Raw genomic sequence first — 25,837 nt, forward strand, 5'->3', positions numbered from 1 at the left:
GAGATGAACCCCGAGCTGTCACCGCGCCTGGCCTTCAGGGAGGGCGTGCAGGTGCTGCCGGAAGGCTCGGTCACGCACGTACGGCACGCCATGGCGACCTTCCGCCTCCGTGGTGTGCCGCCTGCGCTGCGGGCCGCGCTCCAGCGCCTCGCGGTTGAGCGCGTCACCTGCGACCCGGAGCTCGACCGGCTGTGCGCCCGGCTGTCACCGCTGGTCACCAGCTTCCTCGTCGACGCGGAGGACCGTCCCGTGCTGAGCGTCGAGCGGCTGACGCGCACCGCGACGTTCGCGCCGGCGCCCCTCGCCGCCGGGACGCGGGTCCGGCTCTCCCGGTTCGCGATGTCCCGCGCGCACCAGGGAGACCTCGTCCTGGAGTCGCCGCTGTCGATGGTCCGCCTCCGCTGGCACTCGGACGAGGGCTGGCGATTCATGGCGGGCCTGTCGGCCGGCCGGGCGGCGTCCGGGCTCACCGACGCCTTCCTGCACGCCGCCGGACTGCTGGAGCTCGACACCGGCAGCGGCTTCCACGAGCCGGACGTCCTGCGCCAGTGGGAGTTCCACGACCTGCTCTTCCATTCGCGCAGCAGGCTGGGACGGCACGGCGAGCCGTTCGGCGCCACGTACCCGTTCAGAGGGGAGATCCCGCCGCGGCCCGCCGTGAGACGGCCGCCCGCGGGGCGGGTCGTCGGCCTCCCCGCACCCGACCTGGACGCGGTCTCCGAGCGCGATCCGGCTTTCACCGACGTACTGGAGCAGCGGCGCTCGATCCGCGAGTACGGACAGCGGCCGCTGCGGGCGGACCAGGTGGCGGAGTTCCTGTGGCGGGTGGGGCGGGTGCGTTCGCTCACAGACGCCGAGGGGCTGCCCTACCAGGCCAGCTCGCGGCCCTATCCGTCCGGCGGCGCCTGCTACGACCTGGAGCTCTACCCGCTCGTCGACAGGTGCGACGGCCTGGCCCCCGGGATCTACCACTACGACCCGCTGGGTCACCGGCTGACCGGCGTCGAGGCCCGCCCCGCCGACCTCGCGCGGATCCTGGGCGACGCCCGCTCGGCCGCCGGACTGGCCCGCTCCCCCGACGTCATGTTCGTGATCACCTCGCGCTTCCAGCGCCTGTCCTGGAAGTACCGGGGCCTGGCGTACGCGGCCACGCTCAAGAACGTCGGAGTGCTCTACCAGACGATGTACCTGGTGGCGACCGCCATGGGACTGGCGCCGTGCGCGCTCGGGTCGGGCGACTCCGACCTGTCGGCCCGGGTGCTCGGCCTCGACCGTCTTGAGGAGTCGGCCGTGGGCGAGTTCATGCTGGGCAGCCGTCCCTCATGACGCCGGTCGTGCCCCTGGTGCTGATGAGGGTGGCCGGACTGCCGGTGCGGGATCTCGACGCGCTGGTCGCCCCCGAGCTCGGCGGCCTGCTGGAGCGGGCCGCCATCCAGCGCGACCGCTCGGAGGAGCTCGGCCGCCGGGTCGCCGGCGCCCTGCACGACGTCGTCCCCCGCCTGGCGGACGAGGCCCGGCGGGAGGCGCTCAGGCTGCGGCGCGACGCCCACAACGGCCGCTGCTCCGACCGCACGCGCGCCGCCGCCGGCGCCGTGGAACGGCACCTCGACCGTGAGCTTCGCGATCTCGTCGGCTCCTGGCTCCGCTCGGTCGCCACGCTGCGGGAAAGCCTGGCCGAGACCGACCGGGCGGCGGCCGCGCACGTCGCGGCGGCCGGCCGCCAGGTGTTCGGCCTGCTGACCCGGCCCGGCATCATGAGCACGCTCGCGCTGGCGAGCCCCGCCTTCACGCGCGTCCTGCTCGGCCCCGGGTCCGCCCGGGCGTGCCCGCCGGACAGCAGGACGTGCCGGACCGCCGTGTCGTACGCCACCAGGGCGGCGCTGAAGCCGAGCCCGTTCGGGGCGCTGGGCCGTACCGTCCCCTCGACCGCGACGGTGAGCTCTCCCCTTCATCTGGCGGTCGCCCTCGTCCGGGCCTGCGCGCAGCACCCGCGCCTGTCGTCGCGGTTCCCCTCCCGCGTCAACCCGAGCCTGCGCGAAGTCGCCGGAACCTGGTACGCGATGCTGCCCTGCTACGACGTGCCCGCCGGGCTCCTGCCGCATCGCTGGGACGAGCTGACCGACGCCTCCCTCTACGTGCCCGGCCACCTCATCCCTGACCACACGGACAGCGCCCGCCCTCTCGACAACCGGCCCCGAGCCGGGACGGAACTGGCCGGCAGGTGGGTGGAGATGGGGCTGCTGCTCCCCGATGTCCCGTGGCGATCCGGTGAACGCGACTGGCTGGCCCGGATCGCCGACCGCGTGCCCACGGGACCCGTGTCCGGCGCCCTCGCCGAGCTGAAGCGGGCCGAACAGCGGATGCCGGCCGCCGACGCCGCCGAACGGGTACGGCTCGACGCCCGGGTACGGCAGGCCGCCGCCGACGTCTTCGAACGCCTGGAGACCTCCCCGCCCGCCTGGCTCCGGAACGCCCCCCTGTTCCACGAGACCCTGCCCGCCGACGACGTTCCGCTGCCCGCCCTCCCCCCGCAGGTGAGCGAGGACCTGGGCGTCGTGGCGGCGCGGATCCGGGCCGAACTCGGCCGAACGCGCCTGTACGAGGGCCTGGTCCGGCACTTCGTCGCCCGGTACGGCCCCGGCGGGCGCTGCGACGACCTCCTGGAGTTCCTCTACACCTATCCGTGGACCCCCGCCCCCTCCCCGGCGCGCCCGCCACAGCCCGGCGGCACGCTGGGCTTCCCCGCCGCCACGGTGTTCTACCAGCTCGCCGCGGACGACCGCGCGGCCCTCGACCGGGGCGACTACACCCTGGTGGTTAACCAGGTCTGCGTCGAGCCGGGCGGGCAGGCCGCGCGCTGGGACGGCGCCCACGGCACGGCGGACACGCTACGGGCCTGGATCTCCTCCCTGCACCCGGGGTGCACGGTGTACGAGCTGCTCGCCGGAGCGGACTTCGCCGCCGTGCAGATGCCGGCCGCCCGGCTCTTCGAGTGCGTCGCCTGGCCTTCCGACCTCGGCCCTCCGCAAGGCCGCGACCTGCGTGGCTTCGCGGTGACCCACGACCGCCGGACCGGCACACTGCAGGTCCGTGATCCGGCGGGCGCCCGCGCCGCCTTCGTCTACCTGGGCGCCATGCCGCTGCCCCTGCTGCACGGGCCGGTGCGGCTGCTGGCCACGCTGACGCACCCCTGGATCCCGGCGTCCCTGGAGACGCCGGGACCTCCGGGAACGCCGGCCGCGAGGGTGCGGCAGGGCAGGGTGGTCATGAGCCGGGCGCGCTGGCGGCTGCCCGCCGCCGCCGTCCCGCGGCGTACCGGCTCGTGGGCCCGGCACCTGGCGGACCTCGACGTCTGGCGGGCCGCTCATGCCGTCCCGCGCCAGGTGTTCGTCCGGCGCGGCGGGCGCAAACCGTTCTGGGTGGACTTCCACGCGCCGCACACCATCGCGCTGCTCGACCACGAGCTGACCGGCGGGGAGATCGAACTGACCGAGGCTCTGCCCACCCGTGAGCAGCACTGGGTGCGCGACGACTCCGGCAGCGCCCGTGCCGCCGAGTTCGTCGCCCTCGTCCGGCTGGACAGCGGCGCATGAGGCGGGACTGGCTCTACTACCGGCTCATCGTCGAGTCTGGAGACCGTCTCCAGGACGTGGTGGAGCACCCGCTGAGCCGGCTGGTCGGGGCGGCCGGCGGGATCGACCGCTGGTTCTTCCTCCGGTTCACCGACCGGTGGGGGCCGCACGTCCGGCTGCGCCTGGCGGCGACGCCGGACCGGATCTCCGGGCTACGGCGGCTCGCCCGGCAGGTGTTCGAGGTCCGGGACGCGTGGCCGAAGGGCCTGGCCGAGTCCTGGCGCGGTGCGGCACTGTCCCTCTACGAGCCCGAGTCGGCCAAGTACGGCGGCGTCGCCGGCGTGGCGAGCGCCGAGCGGGTCTTCCATGCCTCCAGTGAGCTCGCCCTGTCCCTCGCCGGGCCCAGCCGGCGGGAACGGCGGCTGGCCACCGCGCTGACCGTCACGCAGACGGCGGCCGAGCTGCTGCCGCCGGCGGGCCGCAGATCGTTCCTCTACCACATGGCGTGGTACTGGACCGGCCACGACCAGGAGCGGCGAGCCAGGATCCGCCTGCTCGCCGGCCGCCGCCCCGTGGAGCCGGCCCCCCTGAGCGGCCCCGCGTTCGGCCTGTACGTGCACCACCTGGAAAGGGCCCTGGCCGAAGGGCCTCGGGCCGCCCCGCACCTGCTGTTCCACTTCGTCCACACCACGAACAACCGGCTGGGCCTGAACGTGCTGGAGGAAGCGCTGATCGCCGAGCAGCTACTCCTCGGCTGACGGAGTCAGCTCCTTGGCCAGGTATCCGGCCTGGAAACGGCTCTGCGCGCCCAGCGTCTTCATGATCTCGGCGATGTGCCGGCGGCACAACCTGACCGACAGCCCGATCGCGCGGGCGATGAACTCGTCCTTGGCCCCCTCCGCCAGCATGGCCAGGATGGTCGACCGGAGGTCGTCCAGCACCGGTGCGCTGTACTCCGCGGCGAACTGCTCCCCCGACGTCCAGTACGACTCGAAGACCCGGTGCGCGAACGCCACCAGCGTCGGCTCCCGGACCACCAGCATCATCGCCGGCTCGCCGGACGCCGGGACGAGCGCGACCCTGGCGTCCAGGACGAAGACGCGCGCGGGCACCTCGGCGACGCTGCGCACCTGCGCGCCCATCCCGGACAGGTCGAGCACGTCCTGCCGGGACCTCGCGATGCGCCGGTGCGCGTGCAGGCACAGCAGCCGGACCGCGACACCGCGCTCCAGCGCGCGGCGAAGCCCGCGCGCAACCGATTCCTCCCCCGGCTGCGCCACGGCCACCTCCTCGACGCAGGCGGACAGCTCGCTGTCGAGCAACGCCTCCGCCTCCGCCATGGGGACGGCGGTGACGGCCTGCTCCCGCCACCCGTCGAGCGCCTGCACGTACAGCGGCCCGAACTCGGCCAGCACGCTGCGGGTACGTTCCAGCCGCAGCTGTTCCAGACGGAGCCGGGCCTCCTCCTGCAGAGTCTCGGCCGCCACCAAAGCCGGCCCGATCGCGTGCAGGCGGCCTCCGGCGTCCTCCCGCAGCAGGCCCATGCCGGTGAGCCAGGTGGTGGCCCGCGCAGGGGGCTCCCGGAGCCGGAGGCCCTCCCGCAGTTCGGCCATGGTGGTCCCGCCATGCCGCACCACGTGCAGATAGATCTGCACGGCCTCGTCGCTCAGCTCGGACATCGGCGCTCGTCCCACACCACGGGCAGCTGCTCGAAGTCCTCGGTCGTGGTGCCCCCCACCTGCCGGAGCTCCGCCACCGGAACGGCCAGCCGGAGGCCGGGGAGGCGGCGCAGGATCGCGCTCACCGCCTCGGTGAGTTCGACCCTGGCCAGCCCGGCGCCCACGCAGTGGCGCGGCCCGCGGCCGAAGGCGAGATGCGGTGCCGGAGAGCTTCGCGTGACGACGAAACTGCCCGCATCGGGGAAGACGCCGGGATCCCTGTTGGCCGCCGGCACGTTGAGCAGGATCCCGTCCCCCTCGCTGATCGTCACCCCGCCGATCCTGAGGTCGGCGTGCGCGTAACGAGGTATTCCGTGGGTGTTGGCGGACGCCAGCCGCACCCCCTCCTCCACCGCGGCCTCGACGAGATCCGGACTCCGCCGGACCAGCGCCCGCTGGTCGGGGCAGGCCAGCAGGAAGGCCGTCACGAAGTCGACGCGCAGGGCCGTGGTGGCGTACCCGCCGAAGAGCACCGCCGCGCCGAGGCGCGCGAGCTCGGCGACGGAGAACGGGCTCTCGGCGACGACCAGATCGCTCAGCAGGTCCCGTGCCGGCCGGCGGCGCCTGCGGTGGAGCAACTCCTCCATGTATGCGACGAGCCTGCCCCAGGCCGCCCAGCTCCGCTCCGGCTCGCTCAGCAGGCTCGCCTCGTCGGCCCAGGCGGCGAAGTCGTCACGGTCGGCGTACGGCACGCCGAGCAGCTCGCAGATGACCCGCCCGGCCAGCGGACGGGAGAAGCAAACCCGCAGGTCCGCCGGGGGACCGTGGGCGGCCACGCCGTCCAGCACCTCCTCCACGGTGTGCCGGACGAACCCGCGGAGCGCGGCCGTCCTCCTGGCGGAGAAGGCCGGATTGAGCAGCCGCCGCATCGCGGCGTGATCCGCCCGCTCGCTCGCGTGTGCGCCCGCCGGGCCGCCCAGCCTGATCGAGCCGGACAGGCGGGCGGCACGTTCGGGGCACGGGTGCGATCTTCCCAGCCGCCGGTCCGACAGCAGGTCGCGAACCTCGGCGTAGCCCGTCACCAGCCAGGCAGGGTCCCCTGCCGGTGTCGTCACCCTGCGGACGGCCGGGCCTTCCAGGTAGCCGGCGGCCAGTTCGAACGGGTGGAGTCCGGGAAACGGAAGCCGCGGTAGTTCTTGCACGAGTCATCCCCCAGGTCGTTACGATCATCCCGATCCAAGAACTCGATGATCGACAGCCGGTTGACACAGGGTTGACGGCAGCGCCTCAGCCGCCCCGCACCGGCGGCTGCGAAGGATGTCACCGCGCCGTCCGGTACGCGACGGCGGGCACGGCTGACGAGCTTCTCGCCGGAATCGTGCCGGCGTGACGCAACCTTCGCGGGTGCTCGCGCATGGAGAAGACATGCAGTTCGACATCACTCACGGCCCTCCCCGTTCTCCGGCCGCCGCGGCGTCGGTTGACGCGGCGGTGACCGAGTTATTCCTCTTTCACCGGCTTGCCCTGGTACGACTGGCGTTCCTGCTGGTCGGCGACCAGGAGACCGCCGAGGACGTGGTCCAGGACGCCTTCGCCGCGGTGTATCGCAGGTGGAGCGCGCTGGCCGACCACGAACAGGTGCTGCCCTACCTGCGCACGGCCGTGCTCAACGGAAGCCGGATGGTGTTGCGGCGCAGGGCGGTCATCGGGCGGTTCCGCGGCCAACGCGAGGTTCCGCTCTGGTCGGCCGAGGCCGCGGCGCTGCTGGGCGAGACCCGGCGGCAGGTGTTCCAGGCCGTCCGGGATCTGCCGCGGCGCCAGCGCGAGGTGCTGGTGCTGCGTTTCTACCTTGAGCTGTCGGAGGCGGAGATCGCCCAGGTGATGGGGATCAGCCGCGGAACGGTCAAGTCGACGGCATCCCGTGCGCTGCGGGCGCTCGCCGCCGAACTGGAGGAGGAACGATGACCCGTAACATCGAGGACCGGCTCCGCGACGCCTTCACCGCCGGCGCGGAACTGGTGTCCCCCGAGAGCCTCGCACCGGTCGCCTCCCCTGCGGCGGTCCAGCCGCGACGGGGCCTTCGAGGGCTGCCGATCCTGGCCGCGGCGGCGGTCGCCGTCGTCCTCACGGCGGTCGCGCTGGTGGCGAACCTGATCGCCGTGCCCGCCCCCGTGTCGAACCCCGCGCCGCACGCCGCCGACGGCAACGAGGCACTGCGCGGCCTGGCGGCCCGCATCGCGCGGCTGCCGGACGACCAGGGCGCCTACTGGTACAGGTCGATGCTGAACAACAGCCTCATCCGGGTACGGGCCGGGGGACGCACGTTCAACGCGAAGCTCTCCTCCGTGTCGGTGCTCTGGTTGCCGCGCGACCCCAAGGATCCCGTGCAGACGCAGAACGGTGCACCGATCCTGAGCCCCGCGACTCCGGCCGACGAGCACGCCTGGCGGGCCGCGGGATCGCCCGGCAAGGTGCAGCGGGTGTGCACCTCCGGCACGAGCGCCGCCGTCTGCGTGAAGCTGCCGATGCTCGCGAAGGACACGGCCTGCCAGTACACCCGCGACGTCGCGCCGGTCCGCGGTTTCGGCGCCACCGTGCTCGGCGGTTACACGGTGGCCCAGATCCTGGCGCTGCCCGCCGACGAGAAGGGGCTGCGGGAGTGGCTGAGGGCCGAGGCGGCCAAGAAGGACAAGGGCCCGACGCAGCCGTTGGAGGAGGTCATCGCCGACTCACGGTTCCTGCTGTCGAAGCCCCTCCGCCCGGCCGTCCGGGCCACCGTCCTGCGCCTGCTGGCCGAACTGCCGACGACCGCCGTCCGGGGGGTGGTCAAGGACCCGCTGAGCCGCGAGGGCCTGGCCGTGGACTTCGACAAGGGCAAGCGGTACTTCAGGGAGTTCGGCGAGGACGACGAGGTGATCGAGGACCATACGACCGTCCTCGACCCGGCGACCGGCGAGATCCTGGCGGAGGTCACCAAGGCCGGAGAGGACACCGTGGGCCTGCCCAAGGGACAGACCGTGGACTCCCAGACCTGGACGCCCACGACGGGCTGGACCGACGACCGCCCGGAACGCCCGCGGAACTGCCGTCGCCTGTAGCCGGAGGGTGCTTCACGGCCGATCAGGTCCGTCGTGAGATGAACATGATGTACTCGCAAGGTTCGTTCGTCCGGTTGGCGAAGCCGTGGTCGGCGTCGGCCTGGAAGAACAGGGAGTCGCCCGTCTCCAGGGTCTCGTTGATCCCGCCGATCGCGACGGTGAGGGTGCCTTCGAGCACCACGAGCTGTTTCTCCGTACCCGGCGGATAGGCGGGCAGCAGCCCGGTGGACACCTGGGCGGGGAGGTGGTGGAAGACCATCTCGGCTCCTCCCGCGCCCGGGGCCGCGGACACCATGTGCCGCTCGAAGCCGGTCTCCGGGTCACGGAACACGGGACGATGGTTCCTGCGCATGACGACGGCCACGCCGGACGCGGCCCCGGCCGGCGCGCCGATCAGGTCCGAGAGCGACGCGTCGAGCGCGTGGGCGATCCTGGACGCGACGCCGATCGTCGGGCTCTTCTCACCGCGTTCGACCTTCGACAACATCGCCCGGCTGACCGACGACTGCGCGGACAGCTGCTCCAATGTCAGGCCCGCCTCCTCGCGACGTCGCCGCACGTTGACGCCGAACGCGCCGGCCAGGTCGTCACCGTGCTGTGGTTCGGCCACGTTTCCGTCTTTCTCGACCACCGTGCTCCTCGATCGATCCGTACCTCGCTGTCCCACAGTGTAGGGTCTCTCCTAAAGAAGACATTGTCTTCTATCGAAGACGGGCGATGCGCGCCCGACATGACGGAGGTTCCATGCGTTTCACTTCGGGTGGCCGGCTCCACGCCACGTTCGAATTCGGCGAGCTGCGGGTGATCGCGTTGCGCGACGGGTACATCGACATGCCGCCCACACGGCTGCGCGACGAGGACGGGCGCCCGCTCGACGAGCTCCCGGCCGCCGTCCCGCTGGCCGGCGACAACCTGCGGCTGTCGGTCAACGCCTTCTACGTCACCGACGGCACGCGGTCGGTGCTCATCGACACCGGCGCGTCCGACGCCTGGCACGTCCCCACCATGGGGCTGATCTACGACGCGCTCGCCGAGGCGGGTGTCGACCGCGCGGACGTGACGGACGCGGCCATCACCCACAACCACGAAGACCACGTGAGCGGCCTGATCGCGCCCGACGGCTCAGAGGCGTTCCCCAAGCTTGAGCGCGTGTGGATCGGCGCGGGCGACGCCTCGGTCTTCGCCGGGCGGCGGCTGGAGCGGATCCGCGACCGGGTCGTGCCCGTGTCGGAGAAGGCGGCGATCAACGAGTGGGCCACGGCGCTCCCGACGCCGGGCCACACCCCCGGGCACACCGTCTACGAGATCAGCAGCTCCGCCGGCCGTCTTCTCGTCTGGGGCGACACCGTTCACGTCCCCACGCTGCAGTTCGATCGGCCGAAGGTGTCCTGGGAGCTCGACGGCGACCAGTCCGAGGCCCGCGCCGCGCGAGCGGCGCTGCTCGAACGACTGAGCCGGCCACACCACTTCGTGGCCGGCGCCCACCTCGACTCACCCGGCATCGCCCGCGTGACGCCCTCCGGCGAGGGCTACTCGCTGGAATACCTCGCACCGCCGATCGGCTGATCGAGCCCGCCGGCTCTTTCGGGCCGGTCCGGCGCTCACCCGTCGGTCACCACGACGTCCTCGCTCCTGACGAACATGACGCGGTGGCCGAACTGGATCTGGTGGTACTCCTGGGTGCCACGGACCACCCGGTGCTGCGTGGTGTCGAAGGTCGTCGCCCTGTAGTACTCGCCGGTGGTGGTCAGGCCGACCGTGTACGCCTGCCCGGCCGGGAACGTGTACTGCAGCGGGACCAGCGGCTGCACCTCCACGTCCGGCGGGTACGCCGCCTCCTCCGGGTAGGCGCGGCCGTACACGGGGACGGAGTCCAGGCCGGGCCGGGGCGTCGCCGTCCGGGCCCGGCTGGGCACGGCCACCGGACCGGACTCCGGGTTGTGGAACCACGCCTTCTGCCCCAGGTACCAGATGGCGGTCCACTCGCCCTGCCGGTCGGCGACGACGTAGCGCTGCCCGGTGGCGGCGCGGGCGGCGTGGTCGTACACGCTGAACGTGGACTGGTCCGTCGGATGCTTGCCGATGTCCTTGACGAGCGGCGCGTCCTCGCGCGGCTCGGTGTGCAGCCAGACCGAGGCCGACCCGTGGGCCGGGCAGTCGGTTTCGGGGTGGTCGTCGTCGCAGCCGATGTAGTGCGGACGGTTGGTGTCGTAGTCGGGCCGGATCATGACCGTGGCCGTGCCGGAGTCGCCGTCGGGGATCAGCGGAGCGCCCAGCAGGTCGAAGAAGTGGGCCCAGTCCCAGTACGGACCCGGGTCCTCGTGCATCCCCTTCACCTTGTCCGGCAGCATGCCCGGCACGTTGTCGTGGCCGAGGATGTGGGCGCGGTCCAGCGGGACGCCGAACCGGTCGGCCAGATACCGCACGAGCTTGGCGGACGTGCGGTACATCGCCTCGGTGTACCAGGTGCCGCCGGCGGCGAGGAAACCCTCGTGCTCCAGGCCGATCGCCTTGGCGTTGACGTACCAGTTGCCGGCGTGCCAGGCCACGTCCTTGGTGTGCACGTGCTGGGCGAGGTGGCCGTCGTGTGAGCGCAGCGTGTAGTGCCAGCTCATCTCCGACGGGTCCTGCACGAGGCCGAGGGTCTTGTCGTACAGCTCCTCGGTGTCGTGGATGACGATGTACCGGATCGTCTGGCTGGTGGGGCGTTCGGCGATGTCGTGGTTGCCGTACTTGCCGTTCGGCAGCTGACTGTACGGCGCCGGGATCCACTCGCCGGACAGCGAGTCGGGACACTCCACGGCGTCCGCGCCGGCCAGGCGCGGCAGGTCCAGCCTGGCCAGCCAGGAGCGCGCCGGGGACACCTCGGGAGAGGGCGGCAGCGTCACCTCGGCACCGCTGTCGGTCATGCGGGTGGCGCCCTCGTGGATGACCTCGTACACCTCGTCGGCGAAGTTCGCGGCGATCTCCTCGGCCGTGGCGCCCGAGTAGCGGGCCACCGCGCCGTACCAGTCGGCGGGGTCGGCGCTCGGCGGGGCGCCCAGGGCGCGCTGGTAGTCGGCGAGCAGCGCCGCGCCGCCGTCGATGTTGGCCGCCGGGTCCTTGCGCAGGCGCTCGGTGCTCTCCCCGGTCAGCTCGGCGGCACGTTCGAGAGTGTGCAGGGACGCGGGCAGGCCGCCCGGCCGCTCCACCGGCTCTCCGGGACGCAGCGCGGGCCGGGAGTCGTCGCCGCGCGGGTCCTCTTCCCCGTCGATGTGGTGGTGCCGCGAGGTGCGCAGCATGGCGCCGTCGGTGAGGTGCATGGGACCGAACCCGCCGGCCGTACTGGGCCTGCCGCCGTTGCAGTCCCAGCGCGACTCCATGTACGAGACGGCGAGCAGGACGCTCTCCGGCACTCCGTGCCTTCTCGCGGCCTGTTCGAACGCCTGCGGCATCGTCGTCGTCATCGCCACCACCTCCACCTGCACCGTCGCATGGATACGGGCCCAGCTGGAGGTCACATGTCATAGTTTTCCGCTTTCTTTCTGGAGACCCCGGCCTTCTCTCTGGAGACCCCAGCCTTCTTTCTGGAGGCCCGCCCCCGCACAAGCTCTCCGGCTCACTCGTCCAGCCCGCCTCTCACGCCAGGTCGAGCACTGCCTTGCCGTGCACGCGGCGGTCGAGGAGGGCGGTCGCCGCCTCGGCGGCGTCGTCCCAGCCGCCGCGCCAGGTGATCTCCGGGCTCAGCGTGCCGTCCGCGACCCGCCCGGCCAGCCAGGTCAGGTCGCGGTGCAGGCCCTGGCAGTAGAGCAGGTGGAAGGTCACCAGCGAGCGGTCGTGGCGGTCGGGCCCGCCGAACAGCGCGCCGAACGGGAAGTTCTCGCCCTCGCCCGTGGAGTGCCCGACGGCGACCAGCGTGCCGCCCTCGGCGAGCTGGTCGAACGCCTCGACCAGCGGGACGCCGCCGAGCAGGTCCAGGACGCCGTCGAGCCGTCCGCCGCTCTCGGCGGGGGCGGCGACGACCTCGTCCGCGCCGAGCGCGCGCAGCCCGTCGCCGTGCCGGTCCGGGTCGCCGGTGGCGGCGATGACGTACGCGCCGCCGAGCCTGGCGAGCTGCACGGCGTACCGGCCGACGCCGCCCGTCGCGCCGGTGACCAGGACGCGCCGCCCCAGGATCGGCCCGAGGCGGTCGAGCGCGCGCAGCGCGGTGGCGCCGGCGACCGGGATCGTGCTGATCGCGCCGGGGTCCGCCCCCTGCGGCACCACCCCGATCCGGTCGGTCGGGACGGCCCGCAGCTCGGCCCACCCGCCGTCCCAGCCCAGCGTGACCACGGGCGTGCCCGCGGCGGGCCCCGAGCCGTCGGCCGCCGCCTGGACGACGACCCCCGCGGCGTCCCAGCCGAGCACCGTGCCCTCGGGCGCCTCCTGCAGGGCGTGCCTGACCTCGCCGTAGTTGAGCGACGTGGCGGTGACGCGGACCAGCGCCTCGCCGGGCGCCGGCACCGGGTCGGGCGCCTGCCCCACCCGCAGGCCGCCGGGAACGGAACGGTCGACGATCAAAGCGCGCATGATGACATCCTCCAATTGCCACTGAGTGGCATAAGCCTATAGGAGGCATATGCGCTCCGGATACACTGGGGACGATGACCGCCGACCTGCTGCCGCTCCGCGAGCGCAAGAAGCTCAAGACCAGGGCCGCCCTGGTGGACACCGCGCTCGCGCTGTTCACCGAGCGCGGCTTCGACCAGGTGACCCTCGACGAGCTGTGCGCGGAGGTCGAGGTCTCCAAGCGCACGTTCTTCCGCAACTTCGCCAGCAAGGAGGAGGTCGCCTCCGCCCCGCTGGAGGCCCTGTGGACCGCGCTCCTCGACGACGTCGAGCACGCGCCGCTCGGCGGCCGTCCCGTGCTGGAGGTGCTGCAGGAGGCGATGCTCGCGGCGGTGCGGCGGATGTCGGCGGAGGGGCCGGAATGGGTGGCCCGCGTGCGGCTCAGTCAGCAGCTGTCGCAGCGTACGCCGTCCATCACCGCGCACGGGCTGCAGTTCTGCGACCGCACCAGCGCGGCCTTCGAGACCACCCTGCGCAGGCGGCTCGGCCTCGGCGACCGCGACCACCGGCCCAGGCTGGCGCTCGACCTGCTGGTGGCCGCCTTCCACGCCGCCCTGCGCGGCTGGACCACCGCCTCACCGGACCCCACGCTCGACGACCTGCTCACCGAACTGCGCACCGTCTTCGCGGCCACGCCGGCGGCAGCCACGTTCACCGGCGACGAGCCGAGCCAACCGATGCCGAACGGGCGATGTTCGACTTCGTCGACGCCTACGAAACCGCGGCCCTGGAACACGGGCTGAGCGTGGCGCAGGCCTGCGTGCTGGGGCGGCAGGTCGGCATGCGGGAACTGGCCGACGAGCTCGGCTGCGACGCGTCCAACATCACTCAGATCATCCGCAGGCTGGAGGCGCGCGACCTCGTCCGCCGTCAGCCCCACCCCGACGACCGCCGCTCCCGGCAGGTCGTCCGGCCCCCCGGCGGGACCAGCCTCTACGCCGCCTTCGAGCAGTCCTTCGAGTTCGCCCGGTCCGCCGCCGCCGATCTGAGCGCCCGCGAACAGGACCAGTCGGCCACTCTGCTACGCAAGGCCCTCAACGGAACACGGGAACGCACCTGAAAACCACGGCCGAGCGCCTTTACAATGTAGATTAAATCCGGGCATCGGCGACACACCGCCCCGCAACCCGCTCTCCCCCACACTCACCGCTTAACCTGCTGAAACACACCGGGGAAGAACGGAGCCGCCCGACATGCGTGTCGCCCCGCCCGGACCCGGCCGTACCGCCGAACAGATCCTCGCCGACACCGCGCGGATCACCGATCCGGCGCTCATGCGCGCGGTGAACTGCCTGCCCTCACCGCTGCGGGAGAGCGTGTACTACCACTACGGCTGGGCCGGCCGGGACGGCGGGCCGGCCACCGGTGTCCGCGGCGGGACCGGACGCAAGGGCATCGCCTTCACCCTGCTGTGCGCGGGCATCGACGGCGGCCCGGTCGAACGCGGCCTGCCCGCCGTCGTCGCCGGCAACCTCCTCATGAACGTGGCCACCCTGCACGACGACATCGTCGACCTGGAGGCCCGGCGTCGCGGCCGGCCCACCGTCCTGGCGGCCTACACCACCGGGCACGCCATCATGGCCGGTGACGCCCTGCTGGCCCTGGCCTTCTCCCACCTGGGCGAGCATCCGCACCCCCGGACCCAGCAGGCGCTGCGGACGATGCGCGCGGGCTGGCTCCAGCTGTGCGCGGGCCAGGTCCGCGACGAGGAGCACGAGGGCCGCTGCGAGACCAGCCTCGACCAGGCCGTCTCCGTGCAGGCGGCCAAGACCGCCGAGGGCGTGCGCGCGGTGTGCTGCCTGCCCGCCCTGCTGACCGACGCCTCCGGCGCGCAGGTGGAGGCCGTCGGCCGGTTCGGGTTCCATCTCGGCATGGCCGTGCAGTACCACAACGATCTGTCGGACCTGTGGCCGGCGGAGCAGCTCAGCCGGTCGCGCTACGGTGACGTCCGCCGTCGCAAGATCACGCCCACGGTCGCGGCGTGCCTGGAATCAGGGCACCGCGACCGCGGGCGGCTCGCCGAGTTCTACCAAGGCGACGGCGAGCCCGCCGAGGAGGGGCTGGCCGCCGTCGCGGACCTGATCGACCGGTGCGGCGGCCGCGCCTGGACCCGTGAACAGAACCACGCGCACCTGCGCCTGGCCCTCCGGAGCCTCCAGGAGGCCGACCCGCCGCCGGCCGTCTACCGCGACGCGGTCACCCTGGCCGGCATCTACCTGGTGGGCGATGCCGAGCCCCTGGCCCACCCCTGAGCCGTTCCGGCTGATCCAGGGGCGGAGCGGTCAGTGCGGCACGTCCAGACCGGCGCTGCGGGCCGCGTCCATCGCCGCGGTGACGAACTGCTCGTAGGTTCCCATGCCGTTCTTCAGGCCGAAGAGGTCGGTCTGCCGGTACTCCACGACCACGTGCGTCGCCTTGTACGGCGTCGTCTTCTGCCCCATGGAGTACGTGAACCACTCCGCCGGCCGTCCGGGGAAGGGCTCGTGGGCGGGGTAGCCGCGCGGCGGGGACATCGCGTCGTAGGCGATGCCGCGCGGGCCGTCGCCGCTCATGTGGAGGGCCAGCGTCTCGTCGCCCTGGCCCGGGTCGCCGGCCTGGATCGAGCGCAGCCACCAGAAGAGGCTGAGCTGGTTGTCATACGTCTGCCGCCCGCCCAGACCGTACGGCCGGGGGCACACCCGGGAATTCTTGTCCCCGTCGGACAGGGCGTTGACCATGGCGTCGAAGGAGGACCGTTCCACCTCCGTCAGGGCGTTCATGTAGACCGAGCGCAGGTTCGTGCGCGGCAGCAGCGCGAAGCCCGCCTTCGGCCCGTCGCCGGAGGTGAGGTTCTGATGGGCGAAGACCCACAGCATGTACTGGATCAGCGTGACGAACCCGATGAGGTTGGCCGTCTGGTGGCGTCCCTGCAGCCATGCGCCCACCTGGGCACTCGGATCGAAGCCGAGCACCCCCAGCCGGGCGGGCAGCTCGGCCAGCGGCACGTCCAAGGTGGCCTGAGCCGTGCCGTGGACGAGGTCCCTGCCGGCGGTCAAGGCCAGCACGTCGCCCATGGCGTAGACGGGCGTCATCACCGGGTTGCCGGCGAAGTCGAAGTCGCACCGCTTGATGGGCGCGGCCAGGGACACGGTGAGGATGTTGCCCACGTTGGTGCCCGGCACGAAGCGCAGCCCGTCGGTCGGCTGGACGTCGTCGTGGGTCCTCAGGTGCCCCTCGGCCACGCGCACGGCCTGCGTCCTGGCGCTCGTCCGGATCCTGCTCGACCGTCTGGAGCCGCCCGTCGCGTCCTCCTGCTCGTCGGACCGCAGGAACGTGGCAGGAAGCTTGGTGGTGTCGGGCGAACGGCCCGTCAGCAGGCTGATCAGCTCGCCGATGAAGACGAGCTGACGGCGCAGGGCGGCCCACGTCGTCACCGAGTCGGTGATGATCTCGACGTCGCCGCCGTCGGACTCGATGGCGATCCCGGGGTCCTGCCAGTAGCAGACGCGTCCCTTGGACGGCAGGGCGTCCTCGGTCCGCCAGCCGTCCCTGGAATCTGCCAGGAACCTCAGCTCGTTACGCTGGAACTGCCATTCGAACCCGATCCTGGGCATGGGCGCCTCCTGGGGGATGTGTGTGGCTGCCCCTCCCGAGCAGGTTCGGCGTGCCTCAGATACGTGCTGACGGCTGGAGTCCCTTACGTCACCGGCTCCGGGCCAGAAACAGCCATAAATCCCGATTTTTCCGCCTATTTACCTCGATATTGACCTGCTGTAGTTCATCAACTCAAATGCAGGTGACCCCGTCCATCGCCCGCCGGCGCAAGAGGAGCGACCCCATGAGACGCAATGCCGTGTTAGCCCTGGTCACGAGTGCCGTCTGTGTGCTCGTGGCCACTTCGGTCCCCGGCTCGGCGGACGCCTCCAAAGGCGATCCCGCCGACCTCCTGGTGAAGGCCAGGCCCGCGCTGCTGCACAGCTCGTCCGAGGACGCGTACGTACGACAGGGCCCGATCGAAGGGCAGAACGGGCTGCGCTACACGCCCTACACCCGCACGTACGCGGGGCTGCCCGTCTACGGCGGCGACTTCGTCGTGGTCAGCGCCGCCACCGGCGAGGTCCTGAGCACCTCCGTCTCCCAGGAAAGCCCCCTGGACGTGGCCACCACACCCAGGCTCAGCGCCGCCGAAGCGGCCCGGGTGGCCAGAAGCCAGCTGCCCCAGGTCTCCTCGATCGCCGCGCCCCGGCTGGTGGTCATGGCACAGGGACGCGGCCGGCTGGCCTACGAGGTGCTCGTCCACGGCGCCGTCGGCGGCAGGGAGAGCAAGCTGCACGTCTTCGTCGACGCGCTGACCGGCGCGGTCGTCCTGAAGTCCGACGAGGTCAAGGCGGGGGTGGGCAACAGCTACTACAACGGCAACCCGGTCACCATCGGCACCATGTCGACCGGCTCCTCCTTCGCCATGATCGACCCGGTGCGGCGGAACGTTCGCTGCGGCGGCCCGAACGGCTCCGCCTTCACCGGGCCCGACGACTACTGGGGCAACGGCAGCGGCACCAACCTCGAAACCGCCTGCGTCGACACGCTCTTCGCGATCGACACCGAATGGGACATGCTCAAGACCTGGCTGGGACGCTCCGGCTTCAACGGCGCCGGCGACGGCTACCCCGCCCGCGTCGGCCTGAACGACGTCAACGCCTACTGGAACGGCGTCAACACCGTCTTCGGCCACACCTCCGACAACCTGCGCCAGCTCACCGCGATGGACGTCGTGGCGCACGAGTACGGCCACATCGTCTTCGCCACCACGCCCGGCCTCGACCTCGGCGACAACGAGAAGGCCATACTCAACGAGTCCACCGGCGACATCTTCGGCGCGCTGACCGAGCAGTACGCCAACGAGCCCGCCACCCTCGACCCGCCGGACTACACCGTCGGCGAGGAGGTCAACGTCGACGGGACCGGCCCGATCCGCTACATGTACAAGCCGTCGCTGATCCCCGGCCACCCCGACTGCTACAGCAGCGCGGTGCCGTCGATGCCGCCCCAGGTCGGGGCCGGCGTCCAGAACCACTGGTTCTACCTGCTGGCCGAGGGGAGCAACCCGACGAACGGCCAGCCGCCCAGCCCGACCTGCGACTCCTCCTCCATCGTCGGGCTCGGCGCGCGCAAGGCGGGCCAGATCTACATGGGCACGCTGCTGCGCAAGACCTCCGCCTGGCCGCACACCATGGCCCGCCGCGCCTCGCTGCAGGCGGCGCTGGACATGTTCCCCTCGTCGTGCCTGGAGTACAACACGGTCAAGGCCGCGTGGAACGCCGTCCGCGTGCCCGCCCGGGCCGGCGAGCCGTACACGTGCGACTTCTCGGTCGCGGTCAACCCCGCCGCGGCGACCGTGCAGCCCGGCCAGACCGTGAGCGTCACCGTCGGCAGCGCCGTCGTCTCGGGCGCCCCGCAGCAGATCTCGCTGTACGCCAGAGGGCTTCCGGCGGGCATGACGGCCTCCTTCAGCCCGTCGAGCATCACCACCGGCGCCACCTCCACGCTGACGCTCACGGTCGGCGCGAGCACCCCGTCCGGGACCTACCCGATCACGGTGCTGGGCGACGGCGTCGCCCTCGACCACACGGCCACCCTCACCCTGACCGTGATGTCATGAGCCGATGACGCCCCGGCCGGGCTGTGCCCGGCCGGGGTTGCGGCGGCCGCGCGCGCTCAAGCGCTACAGATCGCCCAACGCTGACAGAACCCGCCCGATCCAGGCGGACAACCGCAGGATCTGACGGAAGGGCCAGACCGCCGCCCAGAAGACCGGTTCGAGCCACCGGAACGGGCCGAGGAGGAGGGCCATGACCATCATGACCGCGTCCGGATCCAGTGACCGCAGGACCCAGCACCACCCCCGATGCCCCCACCTGCGGTGCAGCACCAGCGACACCAGTACGGGCGGCAGCGTCAGGACCGTCGCGACCGCGAGCGCGGACGGTCCCGGCAACCAGATCCCGGCCGCGGCCCACAGCAGCCCGTACACCCCCCACGAGAAGGCCAGGCCGCCCAGCAGCCGGCCCATCCCGCCTTCCGACCGGACGTGCCGCGCCAGGCACGCGGGGCAGGCGCACGCACACGTCGGGCAGCGAGGTGTCGAGCGGGAGCACCGGCCGCTCGGCCTCGGACGGCTCGTCCGTCCCGGACGGGCCTTGCCTGCGGCTGAGCGGATGAAGAGCATCGTTCACCCGCCCTGATCTACCAGGGCCGCCTTGTGATCCACTGGTGGTCACTGGTCACGCCCGCCCTCCGGCGGTGGGCGTCCCGCACGTCGTGGCCGACGCAGTGCCCAACCATGACCGGCGCCCGCGGGTGACCGTCATGGCCCTGCGGGTGCATGAAAGAAAAGCATGGCCGCAGCCGATTCGACGCCTTCCGCGCCCTGGCCGACCGTCGTGGCCGTCCCGGCGTCCGGCTGCTCGCCGCCCGGCTCTCCGGCCGCGCGCTCCCCCACGTCCCGCCGGTCCGCGCCACCGACGTCACGGGCGACTCCCGTCGTGCCGGCGGGCGTCGTCCAGGGGCAGGACGGCCGATCTCGGCTGCGCCACGTCGGCGCAGGCCCCGGCCGAGTGCGGCCGGCCGGCTCCCGTCTTCGCCGGTCTCTCCCACGACCGGCTCGACGTCCATCCCCTCGGCGCGGCCCGCCAGCGGGGTCGACGCCCTCACGCGTCCGCCGGCGGAGAACCCGCGGCACGCCAGACATGACGGTGGGCGGCTTCGGGGTAGGGGAAGGGCAGGGGCTCGGGGGAGGCGGAAGATGGCTGGACGGATCGTGGCGGGCGTGGACGGCTCGCCGCCCTCGATGGCGGCCGTCGAGTGGGCCGCGGCGGACGCCCGCAGGCGCTCGCTGGCACTGCGGCTGGTGCACGTGTGCGAGCCGTGGACAGGCGACGTCGGAACGGCCGAATACTGCTCCGGGATGCTGGAAGCGGCGGCGGACCGGGCGCGCGGCCTGGTTCCCGGCGTGGAGGTCGGCACGGAGATCCTGCCCGGTCCGGTGGTGGACGACCTGGTGCGGGAGTCGGCGGAGGCCGACAGCCTGGTGCTGGGCAGCAGAGGGCGGGGCGGTTTCGCCGGGATGGTGCTCGGCTCCACGAGCCTGGCGCTGGCCGGACACGCCGCGAGCCCGGTCGTCGTCGTCCGGGAGCCCGCCACGATACGCCGCGGCCGGATCGTGGTCGGATACGACGGCTGGCAGTCACCGGCCGCCATGGAGTACGCCCTGAAGCAGGCCCGTGCCCAGGACGCGGAACTTCTGGTGCTCTACGCCTGGCGGCCGCCGCTCCTGTCCTCGTACGCCTCCGCCTACAGGATGACCGGCGAGAGCTTCGAGGAGAACGCCCGCGACGCCGCCCAGGAGGTGATCCCGTGGCGGGAGGGGAACCCTGACGTGCGGATCGTGGACGAGCAGGTGTGCGATCATCCGGTCGCCGCCCTCAGGAACGCGTCGTCCACGGCCGACCTGGTCGTGGTGAGCTCGCGCGGGCTGGGCGACTTCGCCTCCACGATGCTGGGCTCGGTGAGCCACGGGGTGCTCCACCACGCGGCCTGCCCGGTGGCCGTGGTGCCGCCCGGCGGGGCCTCCAGCGCGTCCCGTTGACGGGCGGGCCGGACGCCGGAGCGGCTGCCCCGTCACAGGCGTCCATCGGCACGCGAGCCTGGACTTCCGCCCGCTGTCACGCCTGCCGATCGATGGCGCGCTGAGAAGGTGAGCACCTATCCCGTACGGGGTGGACGCCCGGCTCGAGGAGCCGCTGAACCTTGGCCTGTGGATCGTCAAGTGGTTCCTGGAGATCCCCACTACATTGCGCTCGCCTTCCTGTGGATCGCCGTCGACGTCCTCACCGTCGTCGCGTTCTTCGCGATGCTGTGCACCGGCCGCACCCGCTCGGCCTCCATGACCTTGTGCGCGGGATTGCCCCCGGGCGCTCTTGGGCTCGCGTACGCCGGTCTCCCAACCGACACCTACCCGCCGTTCCACCTCGAACAGGGCAGCCACGAGCTGCCGGACATTCGGCCCCGGCCCGACGAAGCCGCCTACGTCCGGCGCCCTCGCGGGCGGCCGCCCGCGCCTCTCGTCACCCAGACGTTCCAGTGGCGACGGGATCGGACACCCTACCGGGGGCCCGAGGCGGGCGACTGGAGCATAGTGATCACGACCGCCGACGCGAGCCGGTGCCCTCGGCCGATAGTTGGCTGTCCGCCATGCTTGCCTGGCTGAACGGGCTGACCAGCTGGCTTTCGTCTCGACCGGCGTCCTGCTCGCGACGGTTCAGGACTCGTCCTGTTCGCTATCCGCCTGACCCGCAGCCCGGCCCCCAGGCGCCTCCGCACCGAGTCGGCTCCACGCTCTTGAAGGAAACAGGACAACCGCTTGGTCGCCTCACGGGCTGTCAGGGCGGGCTCGCCTCCCACTCTGGCAGCCCGTCCGGCCGACCTGTACATGTGCGCTCGTCGAGGTGCTCGATCAGGACGAACGGGCAGCGGATTGTCCAGCAGGCGGATCTCCCCGACAGCAGGTGGTCAACCGCGCGCCAGTAGGCATCGACATGCCACATCGTCGTCATGGTGACGATGACTTCTCGACAGCTCCCCGCGCCCAGGGACCTGGGCCCGTTCCCTCCCCACAGGGGACCTGCCACCGCAGCCACGTGCCTCCCCCTCCGGCCCCCGACGCGGGGGTGCCACCGGGATTGCTCGCGCCGCTGCGCCGCGCGGCCCCGTCCGGGGCGACGCCGTCGTCCGAGACGACGAGGACAAGAGACTCGGCCGCACCTCGACGGACACCTCGGCGCGGCCGGCTCTGGAGTGGCGGACCACGTTCGACAGGGCCTCGCGCAACACCGCCGGCAGGTGCTCGGCCACGGCCTCGCCACCAGTGTGTCGATCTGCCCCTCCATCCGCAGGCCTGCCATGAATGCCAGATGCTCGCCCGCCCCCTCCACCAGGTCGACGATCCGGCTCCGCGATGCGGTCGCGTCCTCCAGCAGGCCGGGCCGTTCGGCGTCGCGGCCGGCTTCGGCCCGCTCCAGCGGATGAGCCGTCTGACTGGCGAACGCGTGCAACAACTGCTGGTCCGTCCTGCTGAACGACAGCCGCCCGCCACGCTTGGCCAGCATCAGCACCTCGCGCGCGGCCGACGCCGCGCCGAGCCGGATCACGAGCTCAGGGCCGTAGCTCAGCCGCCGCAGAGGTGATGCCGGTCTTGCGTGATCTTGGCAGGGTGAAGGGCCTATTCGGCCTCAGGCAGGGGAACGACGCGCTGTCGGCGACCCGGCCGCTTGTGGCGGGCATCCTGTGCCACCGCACCGGCGCCGATCCCGCGTGCCCCTCCTGCACAACCGTCCAAGGCCGCACTCGTTCCGGAGAGCCAGCCGGTGCTCCTTGCAGAAGACCTGGTCTGTGAGCACCTCTCGGGGACGGGTTCGATTTCGTCTTCCGCCATCAGTCTACGGAGGCGTCTGCCACTGCACGGGAAGTCCGATCCAGATCGCCGCCATGCTTCAGAAAGACGGCAGGTATTCCGGCAGATTCCGCCAGTCGGCCGGCGCTGTCCACTGACTTACCGGATCTTCGCGTCCCAGTGCGGGCGGCATCTATACGAGCCGGCCGATACGGCGCCTTTCACATTCCTTTCAGACTTTGTAGCGTGCCGGACAATCCACAAAAAAATGCGAAGATATGTGATATGCGACCTCCAATTAGCCTCTCAGGAATGCCATGAAGATCTAGACCGACCATTTAGCGACAGGATGGTTTTTTATGCCTATAGCGGGAAATAAGAGCGAGCATGGGAATTCGATTCGCAACACCCGAAGACTTCGATTCGTGCGTCGAGCTACTTCCTAAAGCTTGGAACAGCTCGCGAATGAAGGCTCGCGTAGGTTATCTACTCATGAGCCGAAGCGCTCTCGTGGATACCGACCACGATGGATCCGTTAACGGCTTCTTCCTACTGGAGATCGACTTCTTCGACGAGAAAACGCTCTATCTACGGACAGCCGTCGTGCGCGAGAACCGCCGCCGAAGCGGGGTTGGCACCGCCCTCCTCAAATACTCGCTCGAATACGCGAAGAACAACAACTTCCGGAGGATATTCCTCGACGCACTGGAAGGCAATGAGCAGATCACGAGAGACGGCGTAGAGAAATTCGGCTTCAAGCAGGCCGGCTACATCGACAACATGCATGACGAGGGAGGCAAATACTTCATTTACTCACTACGCGTTGCCGACTACGTACAGTAGCCATTGCGTTCTCACCCGCCAACCTGCACACAGAAAGCTTCAGCTCATGGAAGATCGAACCTTCATCCCAGCAAGTGACAGGCCGGACCTGGCGGCAAATGTCATCGCCTCGACGGAAACAGAACTGCGGCAGTCATCATACAGTGGCTGCGCAGAGAAGAACAAGGAAGGAAAAGACGGTAAAGACATCGAGTATGTGGCGCACAGCGACCACATCGCTGGACATCCACTCGCTTGACCGGGTCTCCCCGAGCAGAATTCGAAACCCATGGGAATACCGACGATAATCGCTCCTGTCGGCGACAGCATTGCTGACGCCGCCAGCCTCGCACTCGAACGGACTGATCAGCCATTCCGTAGCCTGCGCGAGCTGGACGGCGTCAGCATCGCTGTGGAGTCGACGGGCAGAATCAATCTCAACTTGCCCGACGGCTCAACCGTTGACGACACGAGCATCGGCAACGTGCTTTTCAGGGGAGTTCCTTCGGTCGCCGAAATGAATACAAGAGACCGACAATATGCTGCTGACGAATGGCTTGCGGCGATATCCCTTCTACTCCGTCCTCGCTCGACGCGTCTTGTCATCAACCCGCCTCTGCCCTTCCAACCGCGCATGCGGACTACGCCGCATGGTCGGCGGCACCAGCTCGAATTCAGGGGCAACGGGTTCCTTGGCGCCCTGGACTACGAACTCGGCAACCGTCGGCGACCCAAGGAAGGAGACACCGCAATAGCACATTGCGCTGGGCGTGTTGCCGAGCCAGGTGATCTGCAGTCAGCCAACCGCGGGCGTGAGCTGCTCACAGTGTTCAGGACCTCAGTCGCAGAAATCATGTATGTCTGGCTGGTGGGAGGAGTTCCAGTAGCATCCGGCCTCCTCAGTGAAACTGCTGGCCAGAGGTCGGCAGAAGAAGCGGCGCTCGATCTCGCTCGAACGGCGTCGACGCAAGCTGGATACATCTTCGGCGTCGCCTGGATTCTTAAGGTGGAACACAGAACGAACCCGTTCGTTTACTGGGACTTTGACCCATTTCCTTCCACCGACCTCGCCCACGAAGATCAAGCGAGCGTCATCGGACACGCTCTAGCGGAACTCCTCGTAACATGATGATGCGTCGGCGACAAATCGCGTGTATCGGGCTTTCCACCGATGAGACCTTTCGATACACCGTTGCACGAGCGATAAGGCTGGCAGAACGACGCCCCGTTCTCATCGATCTGACAAGCTGCCTCCATGGGGAGGATAGCCGGTTCACCGGTCATTATCGCATGGGAGAACATGTGTGCCACATGGCACTCGGCGATGGTAGGCTTGAGCAACTTCACGGGTCAATGTCCGTCTATTGCCGGCTGATATGCACTTCACAGCACAGTATAATCGGAGATCAACACCGCCACGGCCTGCGCTGTGCGGAGCGGTTCTGTGAGACCCTCCTGGATACTGACTTCTTCGATTTTGCGGTAAATCCGTGGACTTCTGGTTGGAGTAACGGCGTTCGCCCGATCCACTATCGCGAGCTCGCGGAGCTTGGACTACAGGTGCCTGCCTACCTTGTCACTAATGATGCCGAGAGGGCAAGGTCCTTCATCACCGAATACGGGGAGGTGATCGTGAAGTCCACCAGCCACCATCGAACCATTGCAAGAAGATTCGCTCCGGAAATGTATGAGAAGCTCGAACTCCTTGCATACTCCCCGGCCGTTTTCCAGCAGGCGATTCTCGGCCCTGATGTGCGCATCCATGTTGTGGGAAGCGAATGTCACAGCCTCGGGATAGAGACCCAGGCAGACGACTATCGTTACCCCCGCGGACAACGGGTCCGATTCTTCAAAGTGACACCCCCCAAGGCGATCTCTGCACTTTGTATCGCCGCTACAGGGCATTTCGGTCTGCACTTCAGCGGGATAGACTTCAAGGTCTGTGCCCGAACCGGAAAGTGGTACTGCTTGGAGGTCAACCCGATGCCAGGCTACTCCGGGTACGACCGCAAGCTCTCAGGGGCGATTTCCGCTGCGCTGGTCAGATTGCTAGAAGCCGGCACCGCCCAAGAGGTGCGCGACTAGATTCGCTTGAGGTCGCCTCAGTATGACGACGTGCAGCCCACATACGGTGAGCGAAGAATGCGACTCCTCCTTGGCGCCCATTCTCACACTGTCAGCAGTTCAAGTACCTACGGAGATACCGTGCAGCACGACCTCAATTCCTATGATGTATTGTCGGACCTCGAATGCGAGAGTGTGCGAGAGCAGATCTACATGTCACGGGACCACTGGATACCTCGGGATGAGACTGAGGAGTTCTTCACACTAGGCGCCGCCAGTTATCTCGACTTCTATATGGCCCCAGGCCCCGAGGAGGGCTACTATTCGAAGGCGATGGAGCAGAACAAACTGCTCATGAGCACCTTCGGCGAGCTGCTGGAGAGGGTTCGCGAGACATTCGGCCGCATTGTTCAAGACGAGGCCGAATATGCGGAACACCTCGCTCTCCCGGGGTTCCACATCTTCCTGGGGCAAAGGCTTCGTTCTCTGGGGGAAGCACACCCTCACTTCGATCAGAATTATCGGCACCTTCGCTGGCCGGCACAGCTGGACCCGGCCCAGATGTACTCATTCACTCTAGCCGTGCGGCTGCCGGAGGCCGGCGGTGGG

The 25,837-nt window shown here is 70.2% G+C and carries 23 protein-coding genes; 15 read left to right on the plus strand and 8 right to left on the minus strand.

What is annotated here, in order from left to right; all coding sequences use genetic code 11:
• Positions 1-3: 3 nt before the first annotated feature.
• The 3 genes from AB0J46_RS35590 to AB0J46_RS35600 are packed head-to-tail and all read left to right on the plus strand — an operon-like array spanning position 4 to position 4,330.
• Positions 4-1,326, plus strand: a complete 1,323-nt coding sequence (locus AB0J46_RS35590) for a SagB family peptide dehydrogenase (protein ID WP_364338487.1) — start codon at positions 4-6, stop codon at positions 1,324-1,326.
• Entirely contained in the window at positions 1,323-3,593 is a 2,271-nt protein-coding gene (locus AB0J46_RS35595; RefSeq protein WP_364338488.1) for a lantibiotic dehydratase, read from the plus strand. Before AB0J46_RS35590 ends, AB0J46_RS35595 begins: the two co-directional genes overlap by 4 nt.
• Complete coding sequence (locus tag AB0J46_RS35600; RefSeq protein ID WP_364338489.1) at positions 3,590-4,330, plus strand: thiopeptide-type bacteriocin biosynthesis protein; 741 nt, start codon at positions 3,590-3,592, stop codon at positions 4,328-4,330. Before AB0J46_RS35595 ends, AB0J46_RS35600 begins: the two co-directional genes overlap by 4 nt.
• Here the strand turns inward: AB0J46_RS35600 and AB0J46_RS35605 are convergent.
• The gene (locus AB0J46_RS35605; protein WP_364338490.1) at positions 4,316-5,251 is read right to left on the minus strand and encodes a LuxR C-terminal-related transcriptional regulator; all 936 of its coding nucleotides are present in this window, start codon (positions 5,249-5,251) and stop codon (positions 4,316-4,318) included. The two genes, AB0J46_RS35600 and AB0J46_RS35605, sit on opposite strands and share 15 nt — an antisense overlap.
• Complete coding sequence (locus AB0J46_RS35610) at positions 5,239-6,432, minus strand: cytochrome P450 (protein WP_364338491.1); 1,194 nt, start codon at positions 6,430-6,432, stop codon at positions 5,239-5,241. Before AB0J46_RS35610 ends, AB0J46_RS35605 begins: the two co-directional genes overlap by 13 nt.
• 289 nt (positions 6,433-6,721) lie before the next feature.
• Here AB0J46_RS35610 and AB0J46_RS35615 point away from each other — a divergent pair, with 289 nt between their 5' ends.
• Positions 6,722-7,195 (plus strand): SigE family RNA polymerase sigma factor, encoded by a 474-nt coding sequence (locus AB0J46_RS35615; RefSeq protein ID WP_364338492.1) that lies wholly within the window; start codon positions 6,722-6,724, stop codon positions 7,193-7,195.
• Positions 7,192-8,328 (plus strand): hypothetical protein, encoded by a 1,137-nt coding sequence (locus AB0J46_RS35620; RefSeq protein WP_364338493.1) that lies wholly within the window; start codon positions 7,192-7,194, stop codon positions 8,326-8,328. Before AB0J46_RS35615 ends, AB0J46_RS35620 begins: the two co-directional genes overlap by 4 nt.
• Positions 8,329-8,350: 22 nt before the next feature.
• Here AB0J46_RS35620 and AB0J46_RS35625 read toward each other — a convergent pair whose 3' ends face one another.
• A complete protein-coding gene (locus tag AB0J46_RS35625) occupies positions 8,351-8,938 on the minus strand; it encodes an XRE family transcriptional regulator (RefSeq protein WP_364338494.1) in 588 nt (195 codons plus the stop codon).
• Between the two features lie 134 nt (positions 8,939-9,072).
• On the opposite strand from AB0J46_RS35625, the gene AB0J46_RS35630 reads away from it, so the two are divergent.
• Positions 9,073-9,894 (plus strand): MBL fold metallo-hydrolase, encoded by an 822-nt coding sequence (locus AB0J46_RS35630; protein WP_364338495.1) that lies wholly within the window; start codon positions 9,073-9,075, stop codon positions 9,892-9,894.
• A gap of 35 nt (positions 9,895-9,929) precedes the next feature.
• Here the strand turns inward: AB0J46_RS35630 and AB0J46_RS35635 are convergent, their stop codons facing one another.
• The gene (locus AB0J46_RS35635; protein ID WP_364338496.1) at positions 9,930-11,828 is read right to left on the minus strand and encodes an N-acetylmuramoyl-L-alanine amidase; all 1,899 of its coding nucleotides are present in this window, start codon (positions 11,826-11,828) and stop codon (positions 9,930-9,932) included.
• 118 nt (positions 11,829-11,946) lie between these two features.
• Positions 11,947-12,876, minus strand: coding sequence for a zinc-binding dehydrogenase (locus tag AB0J46_RS35640; protein WP_364338497.1), 930 nt, complete (start codon positions 12,874-12,876; stop codon positions 11,947-11,949).
• Positions 12,877-12,950: 74 nt separating this feature from the next.
• Here AB0J46_RS35640 and AB0J46_RS35645 point away from each other — a divergent pair, with 74 nt between their 5' ends.
• The 3 genes from AB0J46_RS35645 (at position 12,951) to AB0J46_RS35655 (ending at position 15,167) form a co-directional block, all read left to right on the plus strand.
• Positions 12,951-13,658 (plus strand): TetR family transcriptional regulator, encoded by a 708-nt coding sequence (locus tag AB0J46_RS35645; RefSeq protein WP_364338499.1) that lies wholly within the window; start codon positions 12,951-12,953, stop codon positions 13,656-13,658.
• Entirely contained in the window at positions 13,607-13,975 is a 369-nt protein-coding gene (locus tag AB0J46_RS35650) for a MarR family transcriptional regulator (RefSeq protein ID WP_364338500.1), read from the plus strand. The genes AB0J46_RS35645 and AB0J46_RS35650 overlap by 52 nt, the downstream gene beginning before the upstream one ends.
• A 133-nt stretch (positions 13,976-14,108) precedes the next feature.
• Positions 14,109-15,167 (plus strand): polyprenyl synthetase family protein, encoded by a 1,059-nt coding sequence (locus AB0J46_RS35655; RefSeq protein WP_364338501.1) that lies wholly within the window; start codon positions 14,109-14,111, stop codon positions 15,165-15,167.
• Between the two features lie 30 nt (positions 15,168-15,197).
• Here the strand turns inward: AB0J46_RS35655 and AB0J46_RS35660 are convergent, their stop codons facing one another.
• A complete protein-coding gene (locus tag AB0J46_RS35660) occupies positions 15,198-16,508 on the minus strand; it encodes a hypothetical protein (RefSeq protein WP_364338502.1) in 1,311 nt (436 codons plus the stop codon).
• A 224-nt stretch (positions 16,509-16,732) separates the two neighbouring features.
• On the opposite strand from AB0J46_RS35660, the gene AB0J46_RS35665 reads away from it, so the two are divergent.
• Entirely contained in the window at positions 16,733-18,553 is a 1,821-nt protein-coding gene (locus tag AB0J46_RS35665) for a M4 family metallopeptidase (protein ID WP_364338503.1), read from the plus strand.
• 63 nt (positions 18,554-18,616) lie between these two features.
• Here the strand turns inward: AB0J46_RS35665 and AB0J46_RS35670 are convergent, their stop codons facing one another.
• A complete protein-coding gene (locus AB0J46_RS35670; protein ID WP_364338504.1) occupies positions 18,617-18,964 on the minus strand; it encodes a hypothetical protein in 348 nt (115 codons plus the stop codon).
• Between the two features lie 732 nt (positions 18,965-19,696).
• Here AB0J46_RS35670 and AB0J46_RS35675 point away from each other — a divergent pair.
• Complete coding sequence (locus AB0J46_RS35675) at positions 19,697-20,539, plus strand: universal stress protein (protein ID WP_364338505.1); 843 nt, start codon at positions 19,697-19,699, stop codon at positions 20,537-20,539.
• Positions 20,540-21,332: 793 nt separating this feature from the next.
• On the opposite strand, the gene AB0J46_RS35680 is transcribed toward AB0J46_RS35675, so the two are convergent.
• A complete protein-coding gene (locus AB0J46_RS35680; protein WP_364338506.1) occupies positions 21,333-21,506 on the minus strand; it encodes a hypothetical protein in 174 nt (57 codons plus the stop codon).
• Positions 21,507-22,729: 1,223 nt separating this feature from the next.
• Here AB0J46_RS35680 and AB0J46_RS35685 point away from each other — a divergent pair.
• From AB0J46_RS35685 to AB0J46_RS35700, 4 genes are all read left to right on the plus strand, one after another.
• Positions 22,730-23,185 carry a GNAT family N-acetyltransferase gene (locus AB0J46_RS35685; RefSeq protein WP_364338507.1) on the plus strand — a complete coding sequence of 152 codons (456 nt, stop codon included), beginning with the start codon at positions 22,730-22,732 and terminating at the stop codon, positions 23,183-23,185.
• Between the two features lie 46 nt (positions 23,186-23,231).
• The gene (locus tag AB0J46_RS35690) at positions 23,232-23,423 is read left to right on the plus strand and encodes a hypothetical protein (protein ID WP_364338509.1); all 192 of its coding nucleotides are present in this window, start codon (positions 23,232-23,234) and stop codon (positions 23,421-23,423) included.
• A gap of 30 nt (positions 23,424-23,453) precedes the next feature.
• Positions 23,454-24,293, plus strand: coding sequence for a hypothetical protein (locus tag AB0J46_RS35695; RefSeq protein WP_364338510.1), 840 nt, complete (start codon positions 23,454-23,456; stop codon positions 24,291-24,293).
• A gap of 182 nt (positions 24,294-24,475) precedes the next feature.
• On the plus strand, positions 24,476-25,249 hold the full coding sequence (locus tag AB0J46_RS35700; protein ID WP_364338511.1) for a hypothetical protein: 774 nt from the start codon (positions 24,476-24,478) through the stop codon (positions 25,247-25,249).
• Positions 25,250-25,837 lie beyond the last annotated feature (588 nt).

Origin of the sequence: Nonomuraea sp. NPDC049758 (assembly GCF_040674635.1) — a bacterium.
Classification (GTDB): Bacteria; Actinomycetota; Actinomycetes; order Streptosporangiales; family Streptosporangiaceae; genus Nonomuraea.

Excerpts from the sequence above, each read along its gene's own strand:
- AB0J46_RS35590 (WP_364338487.1), top strand. The coding sequence starts at position 4 with ATGAACCCCGAGCTGTCACCGCGCCTGGCCTTCAGGGAGGGCGTGCAG.
- AB0J46_RS35595 (WP_364338488.1), top strand. The coding sequence starts at position 1,323 with ATGACGCCGGTCGTGCCCCTGGTGCTGATGAGGGTGGCCGGACTGCCG.
- AB0J46_RS35600 (WP_364338489.1), top strand. The coding sequence starts at position 3,590 with ATGAGGCGGGACTGGCTCTACTACCGGCTCATCGTCGAGTCTGGAGAC.
- AB0J46_RS35605 (WP_364338490.1), bottom strand. The coding sequence starts at position 5,251 with ATGTCCGAGCTGAGCGACGAGGCCGTGCAGATCTATCTGCACGTGGTG.
- AB0J46_RS35620 (WP_364338493.1), top strand. The coding sequence starts at position 7,192 with ATGACCCGTAACATCGAGGACCGGCTCCGCGACGCCTTCACCGCCGGC.
- AB0J46_RS35630 (WP_364338495.1), top strand. The coding sequence starts at position 9,073 with ATGCGTTTCACTTCGGGTGGCCGGCTCCACGCCACGTTCGAATTCGGC.
- AB0J46_RS35640 (WP_364338497.1), bottom strand. The coding sequence starts at position 12,876 with ATGCGCGCTTTGATCGTCGACCGTTCCGTTCCCGGCGGCCTGCGGGTG.
- AB0J46_RS35645 (WP_364338499.1), top strand. The coding sequence starts at position 12,951 with ATGACCGCCGACCTGCTGCCGCTCCGCGAGCGCAAGAAGCTCAAGACC.
- AB0J46_RS35650 (WP_364338500.1), top strand. The coding sequence starts at position 13,607 with ATGTTCGACTTCGTCGACGCCTACGAAACCGCGGCCCTGGAACACGGG.
- AB0J46_RS35655 (WP_364338501.1), top strand. The coding sequence starts at position 14,109 with ATGCGTGTCGCCCCGCCCGGACCCGGCCGTACCGCCGAACAGATCCTC.
- AB0J46_RS35660 (WP_364338502.1), bottom strand. The coding sequence starts at position 16,508 with ATGCCCAGGATCGGGTTCGAATGGCAGTTCCAGCGTAACGAGCTGAGG.
- AB0J46_RS35665 (WP_364338503.1), top strand. The coding sequence starts at position 16,733 with ATGAGACGCAATGCCGTGTTAGCCCTGGTCACGAGTGCCGTCTGTGTG.
- AB0J46_RS35670 (WP_364338504.1), bottom strand. The coding sequence starts at position 18,964 with ATGGGCCGGCTGCTGGGCGGCCTGGCCTTCTCGTGGGGGGTGTACGGG.
- AB0J46_RS35675 (WP_364338505.1), top strand. The coding sequence starts at position 19,697 with ATGGCTGGACGGATCGTGGCGGGCGTGGACGGCTCGCCGCCCTCGATG.
- AB0J46_RS35680 (WP_364338506.1), bottom strand. The coding sequence starts at position 21,506 with ATGACGACGATGTGGCATGTCGATGCCTACTGGCGCGCGGTTGACCAC.
- AB0J46_RS35685 (WP_364338507.1), top strand. The coding sequence starts at position 22,730 with ATGGGAATTCGATTCGCAACACCCGAAGACTTCGATTCGTGCGTCGAG.
- AB0J46_RS35690 (WP_364338509.1), top strand. The coding sequence starts at position 23,232 with ATGGAAGATCGAACCTTCATCCCAGCAAGTGACAGGCCGGACCTGGCG.
- AB0J46_RS35695 (WP_364338510.1), top strand. The coding sequence starts at position 23,454 with ATGGGAATACCGACGATAATCGCTCCTGTCGGCGACAGCATTGCTGAC.
- AB0J46_RS35700 (WP_364338511.1), top strand. The coding sequence starts at position 24,476 with ATGGCACTCGGCGATGGTAGGCTTGAGCAACTTCACGGGTCAATGTCC.